This is a genomic window from Actinomadura kijaniata, assembly GCF_014138665.1.
Taxonomy (GTDB): Bacteria; Actinomycetota; Actinomycetes; order Streptosporangiales; family Streptosporangiaceae; genus Spirillospora; species Spirillospora kijaniata.
Map to the genome: position 1 here is coordinate 143,780 of NZ_JACJIA010000006.1, position 23,541 is coordinate 167,320.

Sequence of the window (23,541 nt, forward strand, 5' to 3'; positions counted from 1 at the left end):
ACCAACGTGCGGGGCCTCCAGCATTCGACGGTGAACGGGCCGACGGAGAGGGGGAGCGAAGAGTCGGGCCACGTCTCGTGGTGGGGGAGTGCGGGACGGATCCGCGTCTGCGGCCCCTCACCTCCATGAAATCGTTAACACACTCGGACAGGTGGCGCGCAAGCGCTCGCCGGGACGAGACTCCCGAGCGCCTCTCAGCCGGGGACCGGGACCGCTGTTGGTTTTCTCTACCTTACTGCGTAAAGGCTGTGGACTATAAAATTTCTCAAAATGAATAAAAACAAAAAAACAACAGCGAAGGACAGAGCGAACTCCAGTCAGCGTCTCAGTCTCGGCGCAGACCTTTGGAATGATCGGCCTTGAGCTGGGCTGCGAGGGCGGCGGCCTGGGTGCGGCGGTTCATCCGGCCGGGTGGCGGCACGCTGCTGCTGTTGCCGCGCCGCCCGGCCGTGGTCGAGCACGGTCCGCTCGACGGGTTCCAGGTCGATCGCGCGCAGGAAATCGGCGACCTCGCCAGGCATGTTCAAGACGACTGGCAGCTCGGGGGCAGGGGCGTTGGGGCCGCTGGTGGCGGTGTGGGCGGGCGGCAGATCGGCGACAGCGGTGCGGCTGATGCCGTGCTGACGGGCCAGATCGCCGCGCCGCGCCTGGGACCGGGGCGGCCCCGCACGCGCCCTGTTCACCTGGTGGCCGACAAGGACTACAGCAGGGACTTACAGCCGGGCGATCCCCCAAAGCGCCGACCAGGCCCGCAACCGGACCCGCCCCGGCTCTGCGGGCGGACGCCCGCCGGTCTTCGACGCTGAGCGCTACAAGCGCCGCAACGTGATGGAGCGCTGCTTCAACCAGCTCAAACACCGGCGCGGCATCGCCACCCTCTACGACAAGACCATCCCCCCAGCGGCACCGAAACTCAAGCTGTACCGGACCGAGTAACGCCCACCCGCCCGGGACAAGACCAAGGTCGTGGACGACCCAGGCGACCAGCCGGAACCAGCCGCCGCACCCGCCGACAGCGGCAGCCGCGACCCACAGACCGACGACGCCCCAGCGCCCTGGGGCGGTACTACACCCACGACCGGACCCCACCTCCGCCCGAGCGCCTTCGGGGGAAGCCGTGCCGGACGGTGCTCCGCCGGACGGGCGCGCGCCGCTTCCCGTACCGATCATGCTGACCAAGGAACACAAACGGTTCGTCGAGTTCGCCGACGCCACGCGTAAATCCCGGTTCGTGGCTCTGCTACGGCGCCCCAGGGATAGGCAAGACCCGCTCGGCCCGCGACTACTCCAACTGGGACCAACTCGCCCCGCAGCTGATGGGCTCGCGGCCCTCCGATACCACCGACAGCGACAGTGACACCGCCGAGGTGCTGGCCTCCCGCGCCATCATGTACACCCCCGAGGTCCATACCACCCCGCAGAACATCGAAAGAGGATCGGCCATCTGCACGATCGGCTCGGCTGGACCGTCGCGCTGATGCTCCACCACGGCCGCACCGGCGTCGGTCTCATCCTCATCGGGATGCCTGGCATCGGGAAACGCCTGGCCCGCTACCCCCAGCTCTACAGCCGCGTCGGATTCGTTCACCACTACAAGCCGATGTCGGTCGAGGAACAGGCGTTCGTGCTGGCCAAGTACTGGCCGCACCTGAACCTGGACGACCCCGACGACTTCACCACCAAGGAAGCGGTGGAGGCCGCCCGCCAAGGCGTGGTCATCGGAATCATGTGAGGCGCCAGCGCCATCCTGACACCGGCAGAGCACCACCACCCTCCCGCCCGCCGTACGTCCAGACACCGGCCGCACGGCGGGCGTTCGACTTCTCCGAACACCCACGCGATCGGACCAACCGGACACGACAAATACCGTGTCCGGAAACACGACGCTCAGCGAGTCACGTCACCCCCTGGTCCGCCGGTTCCCCGTCCTGAAGTGATCCGTCGATGGTGGGAGGCGCTTCCCGCGCGGGGGAGCGCCTCTTTCGCATTGTCGTCACCGGCTGGCCGAGGCCGTGGGTTCGTCGGGGTCGGTCGGCAGGTCGCGTCCCCTGCGGATCGGCAACGGGACGTTTTCGGGCATAACAAAGACACCTTTCTGCGGGAAGCTAAAGGAATTACGCCTTTTCGAGCCGGCTGGTGAGCGGAAGCAGCGCCAGCGGGATCACGACGGCCGCCGTGAGCGCGGCCAGCAACGGCACGCGTTCGCCGGGCGTGAGGTGATGCAGCAGCTGGATGTGGATCGCTAGGTGCGGCGCGGCGAACACCAGGTACACGGCGAGCGCCGTACGCGCCATGCTCCGCCGTACGACGAAAAAGCTCACGCCCAGCACCACCGACGTGGCCAGGCTCATCGCGCCGTAGTCCATCATCAGATGCGAGTTGTACGGCATGCGCATCCCCACCCAGGGGATGTCGAAGAACGAGCGGGGGAACAACAGGGCCCAAACCCCCACGACGAACTGCGCCACGGAGAGGAAGGCCAGGCCCGCACGCAGCCAGGTGCGGGCACTCATGCGGCGAGGAACTGCTCGAAGGTGATCCGTCCGTCGGCGTGCTCAGGGGTCAGATGTCCTCCTTCGCGGTAGCCGCGGATGCCCGCCCCGGGCATCGGCACCGACACCACCGGCCGGCGGCTGGAGCGCGAGCGAGCGTAGGCGCGGGCCAGATCGGCGGCGGGGCGCACCTCGGGCCCGCCCATGTCCGGAGCCCGGCCGGCCGGCGGCGCACCGGCCAGCGCGGCCAGGCGGGCGGCCACCTCGCCGGCGTCGACGGGCTGGAAGCTGACCCCGCTGGGCATCACGATCATCGGCAGCCACCGCTGGCTCGCGCACATCCAGACGATGAGCTCGTGGAACTGGGTCGTGCGCTGGATCGTCCACGGCAGGCCGGAGCGTTCCACGAGCTGCTCACAGGCCGACTTCGCTCGATAGTAAGACATGTCCACCCGGCCGACGCCGACGATGGACACGTACAGCAGATGCGGGCTCCCGGCTCGCGCCGCCACCTGGATGAGGTTGCGCGTACCAGCGATGTCCGAACGGCCGTTCCCGGTCGCGCAGTGGACGATCACACCGGCGCCGTCGACCGCCTCCTCCAGGCCCTCACCGGTGAGCAGGTCACCGCGCCACGTCTGCTCATCCGATGGCGGCCTGCGGCTCAGCACGCGGACGGCATGTCCGTCCGACAAGAGCTGTGGCACGAGCGCGCGGCCGAGCCGGCCGGTACCGCCCGTCACCAGGATCAGGTTCGTCACGGGTGGGAATCCTCCGCGGAGAGCGCGATGCCGGTGTTCCGGCCTCGCGCGGCTGTCTGGTCACCGCCCACGCCGGGTCCGGCGTGGGCGGTCACCCGTTAAGAACCGGATAGGACTCTGGAATGTGACAACCGGAGCTTGTCGGGGTTGGCGATGATGCGAATCCCGCTGATCCGGCCCTCCGAGGTCTCCGGCACCAGTACGCCGACCAGCTCCTCGCCGGCCCGAGCCAGCAGCCCCGGTGCGCCGTTCACCTCCGCAGCCGACAGTCTCACCCCCTCACCGGCGATGCTCAACGAGCCCACCAGGTAGCGCGCCACCTGGGAGAGGCCGGAGATGGGCCGCCGGGCAGCGCCGACCCCGCCGCCACCGTCCACCCACACGGTCACATCCTCGGCCAGCACCTTCTCCAGCTCCGGCAGGTCCCCCTGCTGCGCGGCTGCCAGGAAGCTCTCCACCAGGTCGCGGCGGTGGGCCTGGTCCGTTCGGCGATCGGAGCGCCCACGCGCCTCGGTCAGGTGCCGGCGGGCTCGGGTGTACAGCTGCCGGGAGTTCGCCTCGGAGGAGTTGATGACCTCGGCCACCTCCCGATGGCTGTAGTCGAAGGCTTCGCGCAGGACGAACACCGCGCGTTCCACCGGGTTCAGTCTTTCCAGCAGCACCAGGAAGGCCAGCGAGACGAACTCGCGCTGCTCGGCGCTGTCCAGCGGGCCCAAGGCGCCGTCCGCGGTCAGCACCGGCTCCGGCAGCCAGGAGCCGACATAGCTCTCCCGGCGCGCACGCGCGGACGTCAACCGGTTCACGCACAGGTTGGTGGCGACCTTGGCCAGCCACGCCCATGGCGACTCGACGGCGCTCGCCTGATGCCAGCGCAGGAAGGTGTCCTGGACGACGTCCTCGGCCTCCTCCGCCGACCCCAGCATCCGATAGGCCAACCCGAACAGCTTCGAGCGGTGCCGCTCGAAGTCCTCAACCGCATCAACTGTCACGCCCACCAGAATCTCAGCCCCCTTACGGGCCCGGTCGCCTGGAGGCCATGACCGGTGCCACTTGACCGGTGCCACTCGCCCCTTGCCGCGGCGATCGGGGACGCGCGGAGCGAGTCATGCGGTCCATCGGGATGAAGCTCGTCCCAGACGCGAGACAGCGGGGCGAACACCTCGCCGGACCAGGGTCACCTCGACATGCTTATCCGCGATAGCGATGGGAGGGGGCGACCGTGGGCGGGCTTCACCGGCTGGAGCGCGGCGGATCACCTCCGCTGCCCGCCGCAGTGGCCGCCTACCGCTCCACCCTGCGCGCCCTGGTCGCAGAGCTCGACGCCCAAGAGACCGCCGACAGGCTCACCGCATCGTTCGCCCACCCGTGGAGTGGCCGAGCCGCCGCAACCTTCAACCGGCACCTGAACGCGCTCCACTCCGCGGTGGCCTTCTGGACGGACCAGGGCTGGCTGACCGCCGATCCGACCCGGCGGCTCGGACCCGCGCGCTGGCGGTCGCGCCATCAAGGCGCTGTTCGACCTGCAGGCGCCGCTCTACCGTGCCGATGGGACGGGCAGCAGGTGGGCCAGTGCGGTGCGATGCACGCCGACCTCACGTCCTCAAGTGCGGGGGGCCGACCGCGGTAACGGACACCTCCCACCCCGTCCCTCCCAGACGGCATGCCCGTACCGGTGACCGTGGCGATGGCGCCTGACCGTCAGCGGTCCGGCGGATGACAGGACCGCTGATCTCAAGGAGGCCGTCAGGGCCTCCACGAACCGGGTGACGGCCATAGGCTCCTGCCGTGACCGACATGGAAACCACTGACGAGACCCCGGCGGCGAGGGCCGCCCGCTTCCGCGCGGAGGCCGCCGCACGGGGGATCCCGGCCGCCGAGGTGGAGGCGTACATACGCACCGCGCGCCCGGCCGTCTACCTCGCACCGGACGGCCCCGGCCCGGTCGTGGCGCTGACCGGCGGGAACCCGCCCCTGCCGGAGGACGCCCCCGCGCCGTCGGCGGCGTTCGTGGCGGCCGTCGACTGCGCGGCCCTGCCGCCCGGAGCAACGGACCTACCGCTTCCCACCCAGGGCCGGCTGCTGTTCTTCGCCGACCCCGATCCGGGCAGCGGGGCGGTGGTCGCCGACGCCGTGCGGTACATGCCGGCCGGGACGCCGTTGGCAGAGCGGCCGGTCGACCCGGACGACGGTCCGGGCACCTACCGCCGGGCGCGGCTGGACTTCTGCTTCCACCAGTGGTCGTGGCCGTGGCGCGATGAGGACGACGACGAGGAGTCGCAGCGGGCGGCCGAGCTGGAGTCCGCCTGGTCGCAGGTGGTCGGCTGGCGCCCTCACTGGCGCTTGCAGCTTGGCGGCGAGCCGGTCCTGTTCAACTGGGACCCGGTCGAGGTGGCCCGGGACGAAGTGCCGCTGCCCGTCGCGGACGGTGACGAGTGGACGCTGCTGGCCACCTGGCGGGGTGGAGACGACTGCCAGGAACTGGAGGCGGGCCTGTTCCACTGGGTGATCCGCCGCGCCGACCTGGCCGCTCTCCGCTTCGACCGGGTGTACGTGTACGTCGACGCCTTCTGACGGCTGAGGCACCCGGCCCCTGCGAGGCCCTTCGCTCGGGTCGGGACGATCAGATGCAAGGTAGCGGGGCGTGACCGTCTGGTTGGCATGCTGGATGATCCCGACTGTCGCGCAGGCCTCGCCCCCAGCCGATCCGGTCGGCGCTGACCTGCGCGCTTTCTGGTTCTCCGACCTCGGATGTCGACCTTTTGGTGCCGGGGTGAGGTGTCGCTGAGGCTCCCTGCCGCGTGCCGTGGGGGCTGCTTGCCGGTGTGTTCTGAACGGCCAGGTAGTGGCGGGCCGGTTCGGTTTTGGCTTCGGGGGCGGGCGGTCGCGGGTGGGGTTCGGCCAGGGGGCAGCGTGACCGGCTGGGCGGTCGGCTTTCCTGTCGTGCGCGTGGGGATCAGCTGGAATCGGGGTTCGACAGGGTCGCGGCCCGGTCGAGGCGGTCGCGGACCTCGCGCAGCACCGGGATCAGCTCCGGCGGGTCCAGCACCTCGAAGTCGAACCCCTTCACCGCCACGTGCACCGCCAGTTCGCGCAGCGAGTTCGAGCCGGCGGTGAACAGGCAGGTGCGCGCGTCCACGGCCTCCAGCCGTCCGGCGCCGGGCGAGGTGCGGGGCGCCACCGTCTCCAGCGGGGCGTGGAAGAGGATGCGGGCCTGGTAGGTGTACGGCGCCGAGGTGATGGCGTGCGAGACATAGGCGGCGGTGTCCCGCTCGGGCGGCGTGCGCGGTGTGAAGCGTGCCCCCGGTGATCCGAGCGGTTCCTGGATCCGGTCGGCCCGGAAGGTGCGCCAGTCGGCCTTGGCCACGTCCCATGCCACCAGGTACCACCGTCGCGGGGTGTGCACCAGCTGGTGCGGCTCGACCTCGCGCGTGGTGAGGCCGTCGCGTCCCCGGTAGCGCAGCCGGATCCGGCGCCGGTCGCGGCACGCGGCGGCGACCGCGGCCAGCAGATCGGCGCTGACCTGCGGATCGGCCGCCCCGGGCAGTGCCACGGTCGCCGTGCGCAACGCCTCCACCCGGTGCCGCAGCCGGGCGGGCAGGAGCTGCTGGAGCTTGGCCAGCGCCCGTACCGCGCCCTCCTCCAGGCCGGCGACGCTGCCCGTCGCGGCGGTGCGCAGGCTGATCGCCACCGCCACGGCCTCCTCGTCGTCGAGCAGCAGCGGCGGCAGGGCGGCGCCCGCCCCGAGCCGGTACCCGCCGGCCACGCCCGGCGTGGCGTTCACCGGGTAGCCCAGCTCGCGCAGCCGTTCGACGTCGCGCCGCACGGTGCGCAGGCCGACCTGCAGCCGGTCGGCGAGTTCGGTGCCGGTCCAGTCCGTGCGCGCCTGCAGCAGCGACAGCAGGCGCAGCAGTCGCGCGGAAGTCTCCAACATGGGCACCATTGTCGCCGCAATCGGTGCCTGAAACTGTCACCAATTATCAATATCGTGACGGACATGACGAACGAGATCCAGCCCTACCGCGTCCAGATCCCGCAGGCCGACCTGGACGACCTGCACGAGCGGCTGCGCCGTACCCGCTGGGTCCCCGAGCCGCCCGGCACCGGGTGGGAGCGCGGTGTGCCGACCGGCTACCTGCGGGAGCTGGCCACCTACTGGGCCGACGGCTTCGACTGGCGCGCCCAGGAGGCGGCGCTCAACGCCTATCCGCAGTTCACCACCGTCGTGGACGGCGCGCAGGTGCACTTTTTGCATGTGCGTTCCGCCGAGCCCGGCGCCACTCCGCTCCTGCTGCTGCACGGCTGGCCCGGTTCGATCGTGGAGTTCCTCGACCTCATCGGCCCGCTCACCGATCCCGTGGCCCACGGCGGCGAGGCCGCCGACGCCTTCCACCTGGTGATCCCGTCGCTGCCGGGGTACGGCTTCTCCGGCCCGCTGCCCGGTCCCGGCTGGACCGACGGCCGCACCGCCGCGGCGCTGGCGGAACTGATGTCCAGGCTCGGCTACGACCGGTACGGCGTGCAGGGCGGCGACGTCAGCGGGTTCATCGCCCCGCTGGTGGGGAGCGCCGCACCGGACGGTGTCATCGGTGTGCACGTCAACGGCCTGCTCACGTTCCCGAACGGCGACCCGGCGGTCATGGGCTCGCTGAGCGAGGCCGAGCGGGAGCGGCTGGCCGGGATGAAGGAGTGGCAGGAGAAGCTGGGCGCCTACATGCAGCTCCAGGGCACGCGCCCGCAGACGATCGCGGCCGCGCTGCACGACTCTCCCGCCGGTCAGCTCGCCTGGATCGTGGAGAAGTTCAAGGACTGGACCGCCCCGGCCGCCAAGCTCCCCGAGGACGCGGTGGACCGGGACCGGATCCTCACCGACGTGAGCATCTACTGGTTCACCGGCACCGCGGGCTCGGCGGCGCACACCTACTACGAGCGGTTCAACGACTTCACCATGTGGGCGCCCAAGGAACGCGGAACGGTGCCGACCGCGGTCGCGGTGTTCCCCACCGACTTCTCGGTCCGCCCGCTGGCCGACCAGACGCACAACGTGGTGCGCTGGACGGAGTTCGAGCGGGGCGGCCACTTCGCGGCCCTGGAGGCCCCCGACCTGATGATCACCGACCTCCGGGCGTTCTTCCGGAGCCTGGGCTAACCCTCCAACCGGGCCGCACAGGGCACGGGACCGGCAGGCCGATGGCGCGCAGCCATCGGCCTGCCGGCCGGGCACGGTCGAGGGCGCGGTGGGCTCGGTCGCAGAAGCAGTAGTGGACGCCCCGGCCGTCGATGCCGGCGACGCGGGAAGCTCCCACGGGGGAAAGCGAACGCCTCATGGGGCAGGTGCCGGCACACCGATCCGCCTGGCTTGTCGCGAATATCGAGGGGGAGCGCGCCGCGGTGCTCAAGGCCGACGTGCGGCCCTGGCCCGGCGGGGAGGAGGCGTTCCTGCGGATCGTCCCCACCCGGATCACCGGGCGGCGCATCCGGCACCACGACGCCTGACCCCACCGGGCGACCACCCCTGACCGACCGGATGCGATCATGGAAGCGACGGCGAGGACGCCGACGAAGGGGGACCGGTGCGGATCATCTCCGAGTCACAACTGGCCGCGGTGCTGGCGCGGCTGCCCGGCAGCCCGCGGGTGGTGGCCGGCGGCAACTTCGCCACCCCCGGGCGGGCCCTGGAGATCCTGGACGAGGCGGTCGCCGAGTACCGGCTGTTCATGCTGAACGCCCAGGGGGACCTGCCCGACCGCGCCGGGGTCGTGCTGGAGACCCCCTTCGTGGGCGCGGGCATGCGCGGCCGCCGGGGACTGCGGTACCTGCCCTCGCGCCTGTCGCTGGTCCCGCTCCTGCTGAAAGGGGAGCTGCCACCGGACGTGGTGATCGTGCAGACGTCCCCACCGGCCGGCGGCACCGTGTCGCTGGGCATCGAGGTCAACATCCTGCCGGCGGCGATCGAGGCGGTGCGGGCGCGCGGCGGTCTGGTCATCGCCCAGTGCAACCGCCGCATGCCCTACACCCACGGGGACGCCGTCCTCGCCGAGCAGGAGGTCGACTACGCGATCGAGGTCGACGAGCCGCTCCCGTCGCCGACCCCCAGGCCGCCCGGCGAGGTCTCCCGCACCATCGCCGAACGGGTCGCCGCCCTGGTCCCGCAGAACGCCACGCTGCAACTGGGGATCGGAGCGGTCCCCGACGCGGTCCTGGAGTCGCTGCGCGACCGCCGCGGCCTGGCGGTGTGGTCGGAGATGTTCAGCGACGGCGTGCTCGCCCTGGAGAAGGCCGGAGCGCTGGACACCCAAGCGCCCATCACCGCCTCGTTCGCCTTCGGCGGCCAGGAACTGTACGACTGGGTCGACCGCAACGACCGGGTGCGGATGCTGCGCACCGAGAAGACCAACGACCCGGGCCTGATCGCGCGGCAGCCGCGCCTGGTGTCGGTGAACTCCGCGCTGGAGGTCGACCTGTTCGCCCAGGCCAACGCCAGCCGCGTGAACGGGGCGATCTACTCCGGCTTCGGCGGCCAGAGCGACTTCGTGGTCGGCGCGCTGCACTCGCCCGGCGGCCGGGCGATCATCGCACTGCCCTCCTGGCACCCCAAGGCCGGGGTGTCGACGGTGGTGCCGCGCCTGACCGGCCCGGCGACCTCCTTCCAGCACAGCTTCGTCGTCAGCGAGCAGGGCACCGCCACGATCTGGGGCCGCGACGCCGCCGAACAGGCCCGGCAGCTGATCGACCACGTCGCGCACCCCGACGCCCGCGACGGCCTGCGCGAGGCCGGCCGCGCCCTGGGGTTCGCGTCCCTTTGACCGGCCCCGCCGAAGTGTCGGAGCCGCGTGGGATACTCACCCTCCCCGGCGGGAGGTGGTGCCGTGAGCGGTCTGTCCCAGTGGGCGAGGGAACTCGACCCCCTCACCGTGACGGCGTTGTCGCTGGCGTTCAACTTCGCGTTGACCGGGGCGTGTGTCATGGCCGGTGGACGGCTGGCACGCCGATCCACGCTCCCCACCCTCTCCCCGCCGGTCACCCGGTTGGAGGTGGCGCTGGCGGTGATGACGACCGTGCTCAACGCCGGGGTGGCCGTGGCGGGATGGTGGCTGTGGCGTCACGGGATCCTGCGGCTGGAGGGGTTCACCGGCCTCGGAGTGCTGGTCGACCTGGTGGGGTTCACCCTGGTGATGGACGCGGCGATGTACGCCGGGCACGCCGCGGCCCACCACCGGACGGTCTACGCCCTGGTCCACCGGTTGCACCACCGTTTCGACGACCCGCGTCCGCTGACGCTGTTCGCGCTGCACCCGCTTGAGGTGCTGGGGTTCGGCGGCATGTGGCTGGCGGTGCTGTCGCTGTGGACGATCTCGGGCTGGGCGCTGGCCGGCTACGTCGTCCTGAACGCCGCGTTCGGGACGCTGGGGCACCTGGGCGTGGAGCCGCTGCCCGCCCGGCTGCGGGGCGGCCGGCTGTTCCGGTGGGTGGCCACCCCTTCCTTCCACGCCGGTCACCACGCCGACGGCCGCGTCAACCTGGGCTTCTACACCACCATCTGGGACCGGCTGTTCGGCACCATCGACCCCGCCTACGACAAGACCCGCCGCGCCCCCGCCCCTGCGGTGGTCACGGCCCGGCCGTGAAGGGGTCGCCGCCGTAGCCCCCCGGAAACACCGAACGGATAGGCCGCGCAGACATCCGAACCGGGATCTTCGGACTCCGGCGGGAGGTGGCGTTCGCTGATCCGGGCAGGAGCCTGCGGAGCGGCTGACGTCGTGGTGGCTGGGGTGCGCGCCGCCGACAGCCCTCGCGCGGCTGCCCGGTCAGAAACGGGCGCTGAGCCCCGCCCCGTCCCCGCCTCATCGGAACGCCGCCGCTTCTCACCTACGAGGCCAGTGCCCGATCCTTTCCCGGGACGCATCCCCCGCGAGAGCTACCGGGGCTGTCCATGTGCGGGTGATTCGCGGACGGCGCCGGATTCCTAGCGTAGTTGCAGGTCGCAGCCCGTGCGACCACTACAGGGGAGGCCACGATGAATACACCGTCCACCGAACGGCACGCCGAAAGCCCCGGCCCGGACACGGGCCCCGGCGGTCCCCACGCTCGCGGCGGTCGTCTCAACCGGATCGTCCGCTCTCCGCTCGGCTGGATGCTGACGGGCATGGTCGGCATCGGCCTGGTCTCGGGCCTGACCGCCACGGGTCCGGGTCCGGTTCCGGCGCTGGGCGCGGTGGCCGCGGTGGCCGTGTACTGGCTGGTCATGCGCCGTGTCGCGCGACGCGCGACGCCGGAGATCGCCCGGCGGGGAGCCGGCCGGGAGGCGCTGCTGGGCGGCGCGCTCGGCCTGGGCTTCGTTCTGGTGTCCGTCTTGCTGATCACGGCGTTCGGGGGCTACTCGTTCTCCTGGGCCGACGATGGCTTCATGGCGGTCGTCTGGTCCGCGGTCATGGTGCAGATCGGCGCCGCGGTCACCGAGGAGTTGGTGTTCCGCGGTCTCGCGCTGCAGGCCCTGGAGCAGCTGTGGGGCAGCCGGGCCGCCATCGTGATCACCGGGCTGTTCTTCGGCGTCGCCCATCTGGGCGCTCCGGACGCCAATGCGTGGAGCGCGCTGGCGATCGCTCTGGAGGCCGGCGTGATGCTCGGCGCCGCGTTCCTGTGGCGGCGTAGCATCTGGTTCGTCGTGGGTCTGCACTTCGCCTGGAACACCACCGAGCAGCTGCTCGGCATCCCGGTCTCCGGGCACGCCTCCGAGGGTCTGTTCACCGTCGACGTGCATGGCCCGGCCGTGCTGACCGGCGGTGGCTTCGGCCTGGAGGCGGCGCTGGTGTCCGTCGTCATCGGTGTGCTGCTCGCCGCCGCAATGTTCGTCCTCGCCCGCCGCGGCGGGCGTCTGCCGCCCCGTCGATCCGCACGACACACCCAGACCGGCTGACCGGAGGAAACGGTAGTGATGTCCCCTCAGGCGCCCTGGAGCCGTCCGCTGCTCCGGGCGCCGCTCGACTGGTGGGAGGGGCGGGACGCCTTCCTCAAGGACGGCGTCCTGGCCCTGGTGCTGGCCCTGTCGGCCTTCGTGCCCACCCTGTCCAACATCGGAGCCCAGATCGGGGATCTGCCCGAGCGGCCGGCGAGCGCGCTGAGCGTCGGGCTGATCCTGGCCCAGACCCTGCCGCTGGCGGCCCGCCGGCGGTGGCCCGCGGGCTGTCTGGCCGTCATCGCGGGCGCGTTCGCCGCGCACCAGGCGCTGGGCTTCGCCACGACGTTCGGGAGTCTGGGGCTGTATCTGGCCCTGTACTCGGCCGGGGCCCACCAGGTCCGCTTCCGCCGTGGTCTGGCGGGCGCGGTGAGTGCGGGCTATGTCGTGCTGGCCCTGGTCCTGGACCGCTTCGGCTCACCGCAGGGCATCGCGGACTATCTCGCGTTCTATCTGACTTTGGCCGCGTTCTGGCTGGTGGGGAGCACTGTGCGCACACGACGGGCGGAAGAGGCGGAGCGGCGGCGGCTGGCCGCCGAAGTGGCCACGGCCGCAGAACGGGCACGGATCGCCAGCGAGCTGCACGACGTGGTCACCCACCATGTGACGGCCATGGTGGTCCAGGCGGACGCGGCGCAGTTCCTGCTCACCTCCGCACCGGACAAGGTCGGCGAGGGGCTCTCGGCCGTCAGCGACACCGGCCGCCGGGCGCTGACAGAGCTGCGATACCTGCTCGGCGTGCTGGAGGCGACCGGCGAGTCAGCGTCCGCGGACCCGGCGCGCGCGGACCAGGCACCCGCTCTGGGACGGCTCGGGGACCTGGTCGAACAGGCCCGCAGGTCGGGGCAGCCGATCGAGTTCAGCGAACAGGGCGAGCGGCGAGCGCAGTCCGTGGCCGTGGAGCTGGCCGCGTACCGGGTGGTGCAGGAGGCGCTCACCAACGCGATGAAGTACGCCGCCGGGCAGGCGACACGGGTCCTGGTCCGGCACGGCGAGGAGCGCATCGAGATCAAGGTGACCACCGACGGGCCCACCGCCTCCCCGGCGGCCGCACCTGCCGTGCTGAAGCCGCACTCCGCGGGCGGGCGTGGACTGGCGGGGCTGCGCGCACGGGCGCGGATGGTCGATGGTGAACTGGAGGCCGGACCCCGGCCCGAAGGCGGGTTCGAGGTCCACGCCACGATTCCGTCCAAGCCCGCATCGGAGTGACCCCGTGAGCGACGCACCGCCACCGATCCGTGTACTCGTCTGCGACGACCAGGCACTGGTGCGCACCGGCTACGTCACCATCTTCTCCGCCCAGCCCGACATGGAGGTCGTCGGAGAGGCCGAGAACGGGCACGAGGCGATCCAGGCCGCAGAGCGCCTGCGTCCCGACGTGGTGGTGATGGACATCCGGATGCCCCTGCTCGGCGGCATCCAGGCGACCCGGCAACTGGCCGGTCCCGACGCCGAGGCACCACCCAAGGTGCTGGTCGTCACCACCTTCAACGTCGACGCCTACGTCTACGACGCGCTGCGTGCCGGGGCCAGCGGCTTCCTCCTCAAGGACGCGCCCCCGGCGGAGCTGGTCAACGGCATTCGGACGGTCGCCAGGGGCGAGGCCCTGCTGTCCCCCGCCGTCACCCGCCACCTCATCGGCCACTTCGCCGAACACCTGCGCCCGGCCGATACCGCCCGGCCGGCCAGGGAGGACGTGATACGGGTACTGACCCCGCGCGAGCTGGAGGTGCTCCGGCAGATCGCTGAGGGGCTGTCGAACGCGGAGATCGCCGCGAAGCTCTTCATCACCCCCGAGACGGTCAAGACCTACGTGTCGAGGATCCTGGCCAAACTCGGCCTGCGCGACCGCGTCCAGGCCGTCGTCCTCGCCTACCGGGTCGGGCTGGTGTCCTCCACCGGCTGAACCCACGCGCTCATCGGCCCGGACACCGAGGTGGGCACGACGCCCGCCGACGGGTCGGGCCCTTACCGAACCCGGATACGTTCTCAGGACCCGTTCTCACGCAAAAGAAGGGAGAAGCCCCTTCTGGGACTTGCGTTGTGTGAAGGTCCGGGCCCACGACAGACCCTCAGCAGCTTCCCAACCGACCGTTCGGCCGACGGCGGGGCCGATGCCGGTGACCACGCCCGCGACCTCCATGCCCGGCACCCGCACCGCGTCCGCCTCAATGGGACGCCAGGTGGCCCGGCAAGTCGCCGCCGTGATCGGTGACGGCGCTGCTGTGGGCGGCCGCGAGGATTCCATGGGCGGCGAACAGCTCTGGATCCTGACGGGTCTTGGCCTGCTTCACGCCCAGGACGGCGCTCGACGCCCCGGTGGGTGATACGTGCCGTGATCCCGCGACGGCGCAGACGGGGCGGTCCTCATCGCCGTGCAGCGACTCCAAGCCGTGACCGTCGTGGGCGCCGGCCGCTTGGCCCAGACCGGGCCTGGAACCCTTCGGTGAAGCGGCGATTGCCGGCGGACGGAAAAAGAACGGGGCCCGCCACTATGCGGGCCCTCTGCCTTCCCTCAGTCCTCGCCGCGCCAGGCGCGCAGCTCACGGCGCGCTTGGTGACGGCTGCGGCGGCGGTCCTGGCGCCGAAGGAGATACCCCTCCCGGCCCCCGCCGACGCCACCGCAGTCGAACACGTAGTAGGCGGTGGCGCGCCAGTGGCAGCCACTGGTGCGCTGGTTCAGGGACGCGCTGTCGGCGGTGATCTCGTCCGGCAGCGTGCACGGCCCGAACCGATGGTCATGCACGGGCACACAGGTCACCATCGGCGCGTCGGCCATCCGCACCCACCAGGGCCGCGTCTTGTCGGTCTTACTCATACGGTCACCTTTCGGCTCCGCGACGCCCCGGGCTGGGGCTGTCGTAAGACCGGGTGCACCGTGATCACCTCCGACCTCCGCGCATGACATAGGGGCATCGACAGCGACGGTAGCGCGAACCGCAGGGGCGTGCGAGTGACAAGACCGCCTCGTCGACCGATCACCGCGTTCGCCATCGTTGTCGTGCGCTCGCCGATGAGCCCGCCGGGCCTTTCCCGTTGGGGATCGCGCATCGTTCCTTCGACCGGTCCGATCCGCGCGACGCCACACGAGCCACGATTCCCTTGCAAGGCCAGGAATCCGACGCTCAGGCCGCCGCGACTGCTTCGATCTCCAGCAGCCAGGCCTCGTCGTAGATGCCGGTGATGATGATGGTCAGGGCGGGACTGTGGTCACCGAGGACTTCGTGGCGGATTCGGGCGTTGGCTTCCCGGTAGCGCCGGTCGGACAGGAAGACGGTGACCTTCACCAGATTGCGCACGGTCATGTCCGCGGCTTCCAGCACGGACAGTACGTTGCGCCAGGCCAGCCGGCACTGGCTGTCGAAGTCCTCCGGGACGTGACCGGTCTCGTCCTCCGGGACCTGGCCACTCACGAACACCAGCCTCGTGGCGTCGGTGACCACAGCGCCCTGACCGTAGGACCGTGGCCGAGGATCCAGCGTGGTGATCTGCACAGCAGGCACGATAGGTGATCCGGTCCTACGGGGTGAACGGGTTTCCAAGCTGCCGCTGCTACGAAACGGAACGCCCGATGCTCAACGGCGATTCACGAAACGAGCAGGACCGGCGACCCGGTGAACCTTTCCGGTCACAGCACTGCCGGAGCAGCTCGACAAGGACATCCGGCAGGCGATCGACGCCGCCGTCTGCGCGCCCTCGGTGCACAACACCCAGCCGTGGCGGTTCTCGGTACGCGGGTCCCGCATCAGCCTGCGCGCCGACGCCGACCGGCGACTGGAGGCCGCCGACCCCACCGGCCGCGAGATGATGATCAGCTGCGGAGCGGCGCTGCACACGCTGTGCCTGGCGCTACGGGCCCTGGAGCACCGGCCCGAGGCCGTGGTGCTACCCGACCCCGACAAGCCGCACCTGGTCGCCGACATCCACCTGGGCAGGCCGACGACCCTCGGCGACGACGGCGCCGCGCGGCGCCTGTTCACGCAGGTCCAGAAGCGGCGCACCCATCGCGGCGGGTTCCGCGACGAGCCGGTCGGCGCGCCGGTGGAGGTCCGCCGCGCGGCGGCGTGCTCCATGAATGATCACCTACGCGCGCCGCCCCGGAGAGAATGGGGAAAGGTCCTGTCGTCACAATCGTTGAGTGTCCGCGCCGGTGCCACGGCGGTCCGAGTCGCGGCGAAAGGAGCGCACCGGTCGCCTGCCCGGCCTTTCCCGCCACCCCACCGGCCGACGACACCGCTCCCGCTCACCCAGGTAAGGAACCACGTCTTGACCACTCCGCACGCCTTTCCCCTGGAACCCACCCCCATCCACGTGCCCGACGAGGTCCTCGATGACCTGCGCGCCCGTCTCGCGTTGACCCGTCCGCCGCTGGACGAGGGGAACGGGGACTGGTCCTACGGCGTTCCGGACAGCTACCTCCGTGAACTGGTCTCCTACTGGCGGGACGGCTACGACTGGCGCAAGGCCGAGACCGCCATCAACGCCTACGAGCACTACCAGGTGAGCGTCGCCGGCGTCCCGGTGCACTTCATGCGCAAGCCCGGCCGCGGCCCCCGCCCGATCCCGCTGATCCTCACCCACGGCTGGCCGTGGACGTTCTGGCACTGGTCCAAGGTGATCGACCCGCTCGCCGACCCGGCCGCGTTCGGCGGGGACCCCGCCGACGCGTTCGACGTCATCGTGCCGTCCCTGCCCGGCTTCGGGTTCCCCGGCCCGCTCACCGGCTTCCCGGACGTCAACTTCTGGAAGGTCGCCGACCTCTGGCACACCCTGATGACCGAGACCCTGGGGTACGAGAAGTACGCCGCCGGGGGCTGCGACATCGGCGGAATCGTCTCCAGCCAGCTCGGCCACAAGTACGCCGACGAGCTGTACGGCATCCACATCGGCTCCGGGCTGCCGCTCGACTTCTTCAACGGCCCCCGCGCCTGGGACTTCGCCCACAACCGGCCCCTCACCGACGACCAGCCCGCCGACGTCCGCGCCCGCATCATCGAACTGGACCACCGCTGGGCGTCCCACCTCGCCGTGCACATGCTCGACGGCGCCACCCTGGCCCACGGGCTGAGCGACTCGCCCGCCGGACTGCTCGCCTGGCTGCTCAAGCGCTGGAACACCTGGAGCGACAACGGCGGCGACCTCGAGTCCGTCTTCACCAAGGACGACCTGCTCACCCATACCACGATCTACTGGGTGAACAACTCCATCGCCACGTCGATGCGTTACTACGCCAACGCCAACCGCTACCCCTGGACCCCCGCCCACGACCGCACCCCGGTCGTGCAGACTCCGGTCGGCCTCACCTTCGTCACCTACGAGAACCCGCCCGGCATCCACACCGCCGACGAGCGCGTCCAGGCGTTCAAGACCGGCCCGCAGGCCGACTGGTTCAACCACGTCAACGTCAACGCCCATGACCACGGTGGCCACTTCATCCCCTGGGAGAACCCCGACGCCTGGGTGAACGACCTGCGCCGCACCTTCCACGGCCGCAGACCCTGAACGATCCGCAACCGGCCGCGGCGCCACCCCACCAAGGGCGGCGCGAACCACCTGCACCCGACGACCCGGCCCGGCCCCCGATGGCTACGGCGAGCCGCACAGGGAGGACGGCGTCGCAGCTCATGGGCGTTCCACACCGTCCGGCTACCCGCCGCGTCCCGGCCCGGACGCGGCGGGGCGGGACGCGGCGCTGGTCCGCCTCATCGATGGTCGGGTTCAGGAAACCCGTACAGGTCATGGGGCCAGTTCCGAGCCGACTCCGGGTTCACCGTGTCGGGGGCCAAGGCGAGCGCCGTCGTGATGCGGCCGATCATGGTGTAGACCCCGGTGACGATCAGCAGCTCCACGATCTGGCGCGGCGAGAGGTGCCGGCGTAACCGCGCCAAGGTCGAGTCCGACGGCCTGCCGCGGTGCAGCACCTCCGCGGTGAAGACCGGCGTCGCTGTCGGAGTCGCAGGCCGCCGCGACGGCCCCGGCCAGCGAGGTCAGGCCGGGGGAGGAGGGGGCGCGCGGCGGGTGGAACCGCTCGCGTCCGACGGGTCCGGGCGGACAGAGCGACGCGGCCAGCTCCGCGTGGTGGGCGACGCGGTCGGCCGCGTGCTCGAAGTCGGCCCGGGAGACCTTGCCGTCGTGGTCGGTGTCGAGGAGACGGAACAGGTTATCGAGCTTTCTGGTACGCAGGTCGGGCACTGGTTCGTCCTTCGGTGGGGGCGGGAAGGCGGGTGATGGAGGCGGGGGTCAGGCCGGTGACCCGCGCCGCCACGGTGCCGTCGGCGGACACCGACATCAGGACGTCCCCGTCCTCGACCAGGAGGGGTCCCGCGGGGGCCGGGTCGAAGAGCTCGACCCGGGTCGCGGCCCAGCGGCGGGTTCTGTGCCGTGAGCGACCGCTACCGTGCCCGCAGCGCCACGTCCAGGTGGGCCGGCACCGGAGTCGTGGTCACGTCGCTGGAAAAGGATTGGACGGGGTGATGCTCGCGCTTGTAGCTTGCGGGCGTCCGTGACACCGCCCAAGGAGGTGAGACCCATGAACGCTGTATCGATGTGGGTGCTCCCCCTTCCGGTCACGGTCGGGCGATCGACGTAGGTGTCGCCGGGAGCGCCTCACCCACAAGGCACTCCCGAAAGGCAACACCCATGCACCCTCCTCAACCCACCGCCGAGCCGTCGTCGAACGACACGGTCGAGCGCGACCTCACCACGGGCGACGCGCCCGCGGTTCTCGGGTCACCGGCCTCCGGCGCCGATCGCGCGCCCCGCACGTTCGATGTGGTCATCGCCGGGTGCGGGCCGACCGGCGCGATGCTGGCCGCCGAACTCCGGCTGCACGACGTGCGGGTACTCGTTCTGGAAAAGGAAACCGGGCCCAAGTCGTTCGTCCGCATCGTCGGCCTGCACATGCGCAGTCTCGAACTGCTGGCCATGCGCGGGCTGCTGGACCGCGTTCTCGAACACGGGAGACGGCGCCCGGCCGCCGGGTTCTTCGCCGCCATCAACAAACCCGCGCCCCAGGGCCTGGACTCCGCGCACGCCTATCTGCTGGGCATCCCGCAGCCGATCATCGAGCGCCTGCTCGAAGAACACGCGGTCGAACTGGGCGCGCAGGTCCGCCGCGGACGCGCGGTGGCCGGTCTCGAACAGGACGACGAGGGGGTGACCGTCGAGCTGGCCGACGGGGAACGGCTGCGTGCGCGCTACCTCGTCGGCTGTGACGGCTCGCGCAGCACGGTGCGCAAGCTGCTCGGCGTCGGCTTCCCCGGCGAGCCCTCGCGGAACGACACGCTGATGGGCGAGATGGAGGTGGGCGTGCCGCAGGAGGAGATCGCCGCCAAGCTGGCCGAAGTCGGCGGGACCCACCAGCGACTCTCGCTCAGGCCCTTCGGCAGAGGAAGCTACAGCGTCATCGTCCCCGCCGCGGGAGTCAGCGACCGTACGGAACCGCCCACCCTCGAGGATTTCCAACGACAGCTGCGCGCCATCGCCAACACCGATTTCGGTGTGCACTCCCCGCGCTGGCTGTCCCGCTTCGGAGATGCCACCCGGCTGGCCGAACGCTACCGGGTCGGGCGGGTGCTACTGGCCGGGGACGCGGCGCACATCCATCCTCCCATCGGCGGGCAGGGCCTCAACCTGGGCGTCCAGGACGCGTTCAACCTCGGATGGAAACTGGCCGCGCAGATCCGCGGCTGGGCGCCGCGAACACTGCTGGACACCTACCACGCCGAACGCCACCCGGTCGCCGAGGACGTGCTGGACAACACCCGCGCCCAGATGGAACTGCTGTCCACCGAACCGGGCCCGCGGGCCGTGCGCAGGCTGCTCACCGAACTGATGGACTTCAACGAGGTGAACCGCCATCTGATCGAGAAGATCACCGCGATCGGCATCCGCTACGACTTCGGCGAAGGACCCGACCTGCTCGGCCGCCGCATGCGCGACATCGACGTGAAACAGGGCCGCCTCTACGACCTGCTGCGCCACGGCCGCGGCCTGCTGCTGGACCGCACCGAACGCCTGACCGTCGGCGGCTGGTCAGACCGGGTCGACCACCTCGCGGACCCCACCGCGGCACTGGATGTTCCGTGCGTCCTGCTACGCCCCGACGGCCACATCGCCTGGATCGGCGACGATCAGCAGGACCTGGACGACCACCTCTCCCGCTGGTTCGGCGAGCCCGCCCACTGATCTCGCCCGACATGACCCGTGAGGTTCCGAACGGCCAGTAGCGACTGACCGTCGGAAGGCCGGAGGCGACATCACCGTGGTGCTCCGGCGCCAGCGTCGACCTCCGAGCGACGACCGAAAGACGGCGGATCGGCGCGGGTGGCCGTGTGCTCATCGAACAACCGTGAGACGAACACACGGCCGCCCGCGCCCCAGCTCACCGACCGGACATCCAGCAGCGTCCGCCCGTTGCGGACATTCACCACCGAGAGCTCCGCCAGCGCCGGTCCCCACCACAACGCGAGCGTGTCGCAGAGCAGCGCCAGTATCGACGGCCTGGGGGTGGAGGCGCTGTCGTTCCTGCGGATCGCGATCGCGACCGTGGCGCTGCTGCTGGCGGCGCCGCTGGCGAAGGTCCGCCTGCCCCGGCACCGTGATCTCCCCATGATCGCCTTGTGCGGGGCCACCGGCGTCACCGCCTACCAGATCCTGCTCAACTGGGGCGAGGGAGAGGTGGCGGCCGGGGACGGCGAGCCTGCTGAACGCGGAGAAGCCTGGGCGGCGGCCAGGCCTCTCGGGTGGGGGACGGCGCCACTGGGCTGGCGGGCCCCTCGGTGCTCCTGCTCGTCCGTACCACCAGATCGAAGCGAGGAGTCCGCAGGTGTGAAGGTTTGCGAACACACCTGCGCCATTGATGACACGTCCGTTGACGGCACCCGAACCAGCACGCCCTCGCGACCGCCCGCCCTGACCGCGCCAGCGCCGCGATCGGGGCCGACATGGTCTTCTACCCGCTCGGTTCCGCGCTGGGAGCGGCCGCGACGACGGCGCTGTTCGACGCCACCGTGCTCGGGGCCGCTCTCGCGCTGGTCACCTGGGCGTTCTTCTCAGCGGGCGGCGGGCGCCGGAGCCGATGCGGGGGTGCCGGGGAGGGGCTCGGTGGCCGGGTCGGTCAGGTGGGGGAGGCGGCGGTCGAGCCAGCGGGGGAGCCACCAGTTGGCTTTGCCCAGCAGGGCCATGGTCGCGGGCACGAGGAGCATCCGGACGACCGTGGCGTCGAGCAGGATCGCCGTGGACAGGCCCAGGCCGAGCATCTTCACCAGCGGTGACGGGTGGGCGACGAAGCCGAGGAAGACCACCGTCATGATCAGGGCGGCGGAGGTGATCACCCGGCCGGTGCCCGCCAAGCCGCGCGCGACCGACTCGGTGCTGTCGCCGGTGGCGTCGTAGCTCTCGCGGATGCGGGAGAGCAGGAACACCTCGTAGTCCATGGACAGGCCGAACAGGACCGCGAAGAAGATCGTGGGCAGCGGTGAGGCGATCACGTACGTTCCGTCCAGGCCGAACAGGTCCGCGCACCACCCCCACTGGAACACCGCGACCACGACGCCGTAGGCGGCGCCGATCGACAGCAGGTTCATGACGGCGGCCTTCAGCGGCACGACGACAGCGCGGAACAGCACCATCAGCAGCAGGAACGACACGGCCAGGACCGCGGCGATGAAGATCGGGAGGGTCTTGTCGAGCTGCCGGGTGAGGTCGTCGGTCATGGCCGTCATGCCGGAGACGGCGACGTTGGCGGGGGCCAGGTCGCGAACGCGTTCCAGCGTCCGGGAGGTCTCGGCGTCCGCGGGGGCGCTGGTGGGGATCGCGGGCACGACGACCGCGTCCCCCTGGGGCGAGGTCCGCGGCGAGCCCACCGCGGCGATGCCGGGGTCGGCGGCGAGACGTTCGGTGAGGTCGGGGATGGTCTGGGCGGTCACACCCGGGCGGCGCAGGTCGGCGACGAGCAGCAGCGGGGCGTTGTGGCCGGGGCCGAAGCCCTCCGCCAGCAGGTCGTACGCGCGGCGGTGGGTCGTGCTCGTCCTGTCGTCACCGGCGTCGGGGAAGCCGGTCTGCATCCACAGCGCCGGGGCGGCGAGCGTGAGCAGCAGCGCCGATGCACCGAGCAGATACGGCCAGGGGCGGCCCGAGACATGATGCGCCAGACGCCACCATGCCCCGTCCTCGGTGCGCTTGGCGGGGGAGCGGCGGCGGCGGACGACGCGTCCGGCGTCGATGCGGTCGCCCAGCAGGGACAGCAGTGCGGGCAGCAGGGTGAGGGCGGTGGCCACGGCGAAGAGCACGACCAGCGCGGCGCCGAGCCCGATCGAGGCCAGCAGGCCCAAGCCGGTCAGCAGCAGCGCCGACATCGCGACGACGACGGCGCCTCCGGCGAACAGGACCGCCGAGCCCGCCGACGCCATGGCGTTCGACAGTGCGGTGCGGTTGTCCTGGTCGGCCGTTCGGTTCTGGCGGTAGCGGGCCACGATGAACAGGGCGTAGTCGATGCCGACGCCCAGACCGATCAGCATTCCGATGCTCGTCGCGGCGCTCGTGACGTCCATGGCGTGGGCCAGCAGCGCGATGCCGGACAGCCCGGTGGCCACCGTGACCATCGCGATCGCGATCGGCACCAGGGCGGCGACGACCGTTCCGAAGACGACGAGCAACACGACCAGGGCGGCCAGCAGACCGGCCACCTCGGTGCCCGAGGTCTCGGTCTCGGCGTTGACGAACGCGGCGTCGCCGCCGACCTCCGCGACGGCGCCGGCGGCCCGTACCGGCTCCAGCGCGCCGGTGATCGCCTTCACCGGCTCGGGGCCGAGCCCGGCCGAGGGCCGGTCGAAGGTGACCTCGGCGTAGCCGATGCGCCCATCGCGCGACACCGTGCCGGTGGCGAACGGGTCGGCCACGGCGGCCACGTCCTCGGCGTCGGCGATCCGGGCGAGGGCCGCCTGGATGGCGGGTCGGTAGCGGTCGAGCCGTTCACCCTCCGGAGCGGCGAAGACCGCCTTGGCGCTGCCACCGGCCGCCTGCGGGAAGCGCTCCTCCAGAAGCTCCATCGCCTGTTCGCTCTGGCTGCCCGGAGCGACGAAGTCGTCGGCGAACCTGCCGCCCGCGGTGCCCGCCAGCCCGATGAACAGGACGGCCAGAAGGGTCCAGAGCCCGATCGTTAGCCATGGTCGGCGGGCGCTGGCGTCGCCGATGCGACGGATGACGCGATGCATGACGGTGCTCCTTCGGGGGGGATGCGGCGGCGAGTGCGCCGGGGTGAGCTGTCGCACCAACCGTCCTCGCCGGGGCCGCCGCGGTCGCCCGTCCACCGGCGGAACCGATCCCCGTCGCG

Annotated in this window: 23 protein-coding genes; 13 read left to right on the forward strand and 10 right to left on the reverse strand. The window is 71.3% G+C overall.

Going from position 1 to position 23,541, the window contains the following annotated elements:
* Positions 1–389 precede the first annotated feature (389 nt).
* Positions 390–806: a hypothetical protein gene (locus HNR61_RS46900; RefSeq protein WP_220509701.1), complete on the forward strand. Its 417-nt coding sequence runs from the start codon at positions 390–392 to the stop codon at positions 804–806.
* A 716-nt stretch (positions 807–1,522) separates the two neighbouring features.
* Positions 1,523–1,732 (forward strand): hypothetical protein, encoded by a 210-nt coding sequence (locus HNR61_RS23335; RefSeq protein WP_182845332.1) that lies wholly within the window; start codon positions 1,523–1,525, stop codon positions 1,730–1,732.
* A gap of 382 nt (positions 1,733–2,114) precedes the next feature.
* Here HNR61_RS23335 and HNR61_RS23340 read toward each other — a convergent pair whose 3' ends face one another.
* The 3 genes from HNR61_RS23340 to HNR61_RS23350 form a co-directional block, all read right to left on the reverse strand.
* Positions 2,115–2,513 carry a hypothetical protein gene (locus HNR61_RS23340; RefSeq protein ID WP_182845333.1) on the reverse strand — a complete coding sequence of 133 codons (399 nt, stop codon included), beginning with the start codon at positions 2,511–2,513 and terminating at the stop codon, positions 2,115–2,117.
* On the reverse strand, positions 2,510–3,253 hold the full coding sequence (locus HNR61_RS23345) for an SDR family oxidoreductase (protein WP_182845334.1): 744 nt from the start codon (positions 3,251–3,253) through the stop codon (positions 2,510–2,512). Before HNR61_RS23345 ends, HNR61_RS23340 begins: the two co-directional genes overlap by 4 nt.
* A 98-nt stretch (positions 3,254–3,351) precedes the next feature.
* Positions 3,352–4,242 (reverse strand): RNA polymerase sigma-70 factor, encoded by an 891-nt coding sequence (locus HNR61_RS23350; RefSeq protein ID WP_182845335.1) that lies wholly within the window; start codon positions 4,240–4,242, stop codon positions 3,352–3,354.
* A gap of 805 nt (positions 4,243–5,047) precedes the next feature.
* Here HNR61_RS23350 and HNR61_RS23355 point away from each other — a divergent pair.
* Positions 5,048–5,824 carry a DUF1963 domain-containing protein gene (locus HNR61_RS23355; protein WP_182845622.1) on the forward strand — a complete coding sequence of 259 codons (777 nt, stop codon included), beginning with the start codon at positions 5,048–5,050 and terminating at the stop codon, positions 5,822–5,824.
* Positions 5,825–6,206: 382 nt separating this feature from the next.
* On the opposite strand, the gene HNR61_RS23360 is transcribed toward HNR61_RS23355, so the two are convergent.
* Positions 6,207–7,184, reverse strand: coding sequence for a helix-turn-helix transcriptional regulator (locus tag HNR61_RS23360; protein WP_182845336.1), 978 nt, complete (start codon positions 7,182–7,184; stop codon positions 6,207–6,209).
* A gap of 63 nt (positions 7,185–7,247) precedes the next feature.
* On the opposite strand from HNR61_RS23360, the gene HNR61_RS23365 reads away from it, so the two are divergent.
* The 7 genes from HNR61_RS23365 to HNR61_RS23395 all read left to right on the forward strand — a co-directional run bounded on the left by HNR61_RS23365 (position 7,248) and on the right by HNR61_RS23395 (position 14,112).
* Positions 7,248–8,399 carry an epoxide hydrolase family protein gene (locus HNR61_RS23365; RefSeq protein WP_182845337.1) on the forward strand — a complete coding sequence of 384 codons (1,152 nt, stop codon included), beginning with the start codon at positions 7,248–7,250 and terminating at the stop codon, positions 8,397–8,399.
* A gap of 185 nt (positions 8,400–8,584) precedes the next feature.
* A complete protein-coding gene (locus tag HNR61_RS23370) occupies positions 8,585–8,746 on the forward strand; it encodes a hypothetical protein (protein ID WP_182845338.1) in 162 nt (53 codons plus the stop codon).
* Positions 8,747–8,823: 77 nt separating this feature from the next.
* A complete protein-coding gene (locus HNR61_RS23375; protein WP_182845339.1) occupies positions 8,824–10,056 on the forward strand; it encodes an acetyl-CoA hydrolase/transferase family protein in 1,233 nt (410 codons plus the stop codon).
* A gap of 63 nt (positions 10,057–10,119) precedes the next feature.
* Positions 10,120–10,878, forward strand: coding sequence for a sterol desaturase family protein (locus tag HNR61_RS23380; RefSeq protein ID WP_182845340.1), 759 nt, complete (start codon positions 10,120–10,122; stop codon positions 10,876–10,878).
* Between the two features lie 506 nt (positions 10,879–11,384).
* A complete protein-coding gene (locus HNR61_RS23385) occupies positions 11,385–12,167 on the forward strand; it encodes a CPBP family intramembrane glutamic endopeptidase (RefSeq protein WP_220509703.1) in 783 nt (260 codons plus the stop codon).
* Positions 12,168–12,185: 18 nt separating this feature from the next.
* The gene (locus HNR61_RS23390; protein ID WP_182845341.1) at positions 12,186–13,415 is read left to right on the forward strand and encodes a sensor histidine kinase; all 1,230 of its coding nucleotides are present in this window, start codon (positions 12,186–12,188) and stop codon (positions 13,413–13,415) included.
* 4 nt (positions 13,416–13,419) lie between these two features.
* Positions 13,420–14,112, forward strand: a complete 693-nt coding sequence (locus HNR61_RS23395; RefSeq protein WP_182845342.1) for a response regulator — start codon at positions 13,420–13,422, stop codon at positions 14,110–14,112.
* A 262-nt stretch (positions 14,113–14,374) separates the two neighbouring features.
* On the opposite strand, the gene HNR61_RS23400 is transcribed toward HNR61_RS23395, so the two are convergent.
* From HNR61_RS23400 to HNR61_RS23410, 3 genes are all read right to left on the reverse strand, one after another.
* Positions 14,375–14,596: a hypothetical protein gene (locus HNR61_RS23400; protein ID WP_182845343.1), complete on the reverse strand. Its 222-nt coding sequence runs from the start codon at positions 14,594–14,596 to the stop codon at positions 14,375–14,377.
* 125 nt (positions 14,597–14,721) lie between these two features.
* Complete coding sequence (locus HNR61_RS23405; protein ID WP_067814968.1) at positions 14,722–15,024, reverse strand: hypothetical protein; 303 nt, start codon at positions 15,022–15,024, stop codon at positions 14,722–14,724.
* Between the two features lie 307 nt (positions 15,025–15,331).
* Positions 15,332–15,700 carry a RidA family protein gene (locus HNR61_RS23410; RefSeq protein WP_312898052.1) on the reverse strand — a complete coding sequence of 123 codons (369 nt, stop codon included), beginning with the start codon at positions 15,698–15,700 and terminating at the stop codon, positions 15,332–15,334.
* 205 nt (positions 15,701–15,905) lie between these two features.
* On the opposite strand from HNR61_RS23410, the gene HNR61_RS23415 reads away from it, so the two are divergent.
* Positions 15,906–17,708 carry an epoxide hydrolase family protein gene (locus tag HNR61_RS23415; protein WP_312898053.1) on the forward strand — a complete coding sequence of 601 codons (1,803 nt, stop codon included), beginning with the start codon at positions 15,906–15,908 and terminating at the stop codon, positions 17,706–17,708.
* Between the two features lie 200 nt (positions 17,709–17,908).
* Here the strand turns inward: HNR61_RS23415 and HNR61_RS23420 are convergent, their stop codons facing one another.
* Complete coding sequence (locus HNR61_RS23420; protein WP_182845344.1) at positions 17,909–18,055, reverse strand: hypothetical protein; 147 nt, start codon at positions 18,053–18,055, stop codon at positions 17,909–17,911.
* Positions 18,056–18,224: 169 nt separating this feature from the next.
* Here HNR61_RS23420 and HNR61_RS23425 point away from each other — a divergent pair, with 169 nt between their 5' ends.
* Positions 18,225–18,434: a hypothetical protein gene (locus tag HNR61_RS23425; protein WP_182845345.1), complete on the forward strand. Its 210-nt coding sequence runs from the start codon at positions 18,225–18,227 to the stop codon at positions 18,432–18,434.
* 411 nt (positions 18,435–18,845) lie between these two features.
* On the forward strand, positions 18,846–20,393 hold the full coding sequence (rox, locus tag HNR61_RS23430; protein WP_182845346.1) for a rifampin monooxygenase: 1,548 nt from the start codon (positions 18,846–18,848) through the stop codon (positions 20,391–20,393).
* A gap of 71 nt (positions 20,394–20,464) precedes the next feature.
* Here rox and HNR61_RS23435 read toward each other — a convergent pair whose 3' ends face one another.
* Together HNR61_RS23435 and HNR61_RS23440 are read right to left on the reverse strand one after the other, a co-directional pair.
* Entirely contained in the window at positions 20,465–20,839 is a 375-nt protein-coding gene (locus tag HNR61_RS23435) for a hypothetical protein (protein WP_182845347.1), read from the reverse strand.
* Positions 20,840–21,259: 420 nt separating this feature from the next.
* Positions 21,260–23,422 (reverse strand): MMPL family transporter, encoded by a 2,163-nt coding sequence (locus tag HNR61_RS23440; protein ID WP_182845348.1) that lies wholly within the window; start codon positions 23,420–23,422, stop codon positions 21,260–21,262.
* Between the last annotated feature and the right edge of the window lie 119 nt (positions 23,423–23,541).

Coding starts and splice junctions, on each gene's coding strand:
- HNR61_RS23335 (WP_182845332.1), top strand. CDS start 1,523: ATGCCTGGCATCGGGAAACGCCTGGCCCGCTACCCCCAGCTCTACAGC.
- HNR61_RS23340 (WP_182845333.1), bottom strand. CDS start 2,513: ATGAGTGCCCGCACCTGGCTGCGTGCGGGCCTGGCCTTCCTCTCCGTG.
- HNR61_RS23355 (WP_182845622.1), top strand. CDS start 5,048: ATGGAAACCACTGACGAGACCCCGGCGGCGAGGGCCGCCCGCTTCCGC.
- HNR61_RS23360 (WP_182845336.1), bottom strand. CDS start 7,184: ATGTTGGAGACTTCCGCGCGACTGCTGCGCCTGCTGTCGCTGCTGCAG.
- HNR61_RS23365 (WP_182845337.1), top strand. CDS start 7,248: ATGACGAACGAGATCCAGCCCTACCGCGTCCAGATCCCGCAGGCCGAC.
- HNR61_RS23385 (WP_220509703.1), top strand. CDS start 11,385: ATGCTGACGGGCATGGTCGGCATCGGCCTGGTCTCGGGCCTGACCGCC.
- HNR61_RS23390 (WP_182845341.1), top strand. CDS start 12,186: ATGTCCCCTCAGGCGCCCTGGAGCCGTCCGCTGCTCCGGGCGCCGCTC.
- HNR61_RS23405 (WP_067814968.1), bottom strand. CDS start 15,024: ATGAGTAAGACCGACAAGACGCGGCCCTGGTGGGTGCGGATGGCCGAC.
- rox (WP_182845346.1), top strand. CDS start 18,846: ATGCACCCTCCTCAACCCACCGCCGAGCCGTCGTCGAACGACACGGTC.
- HNR61_RS23440 (WP_182845348.1), bottom strand. CDS start 23,422: ATGCATCGCGTCATCCGTCGCATCGGCGACGCCAGCGCCCGCCGACCA.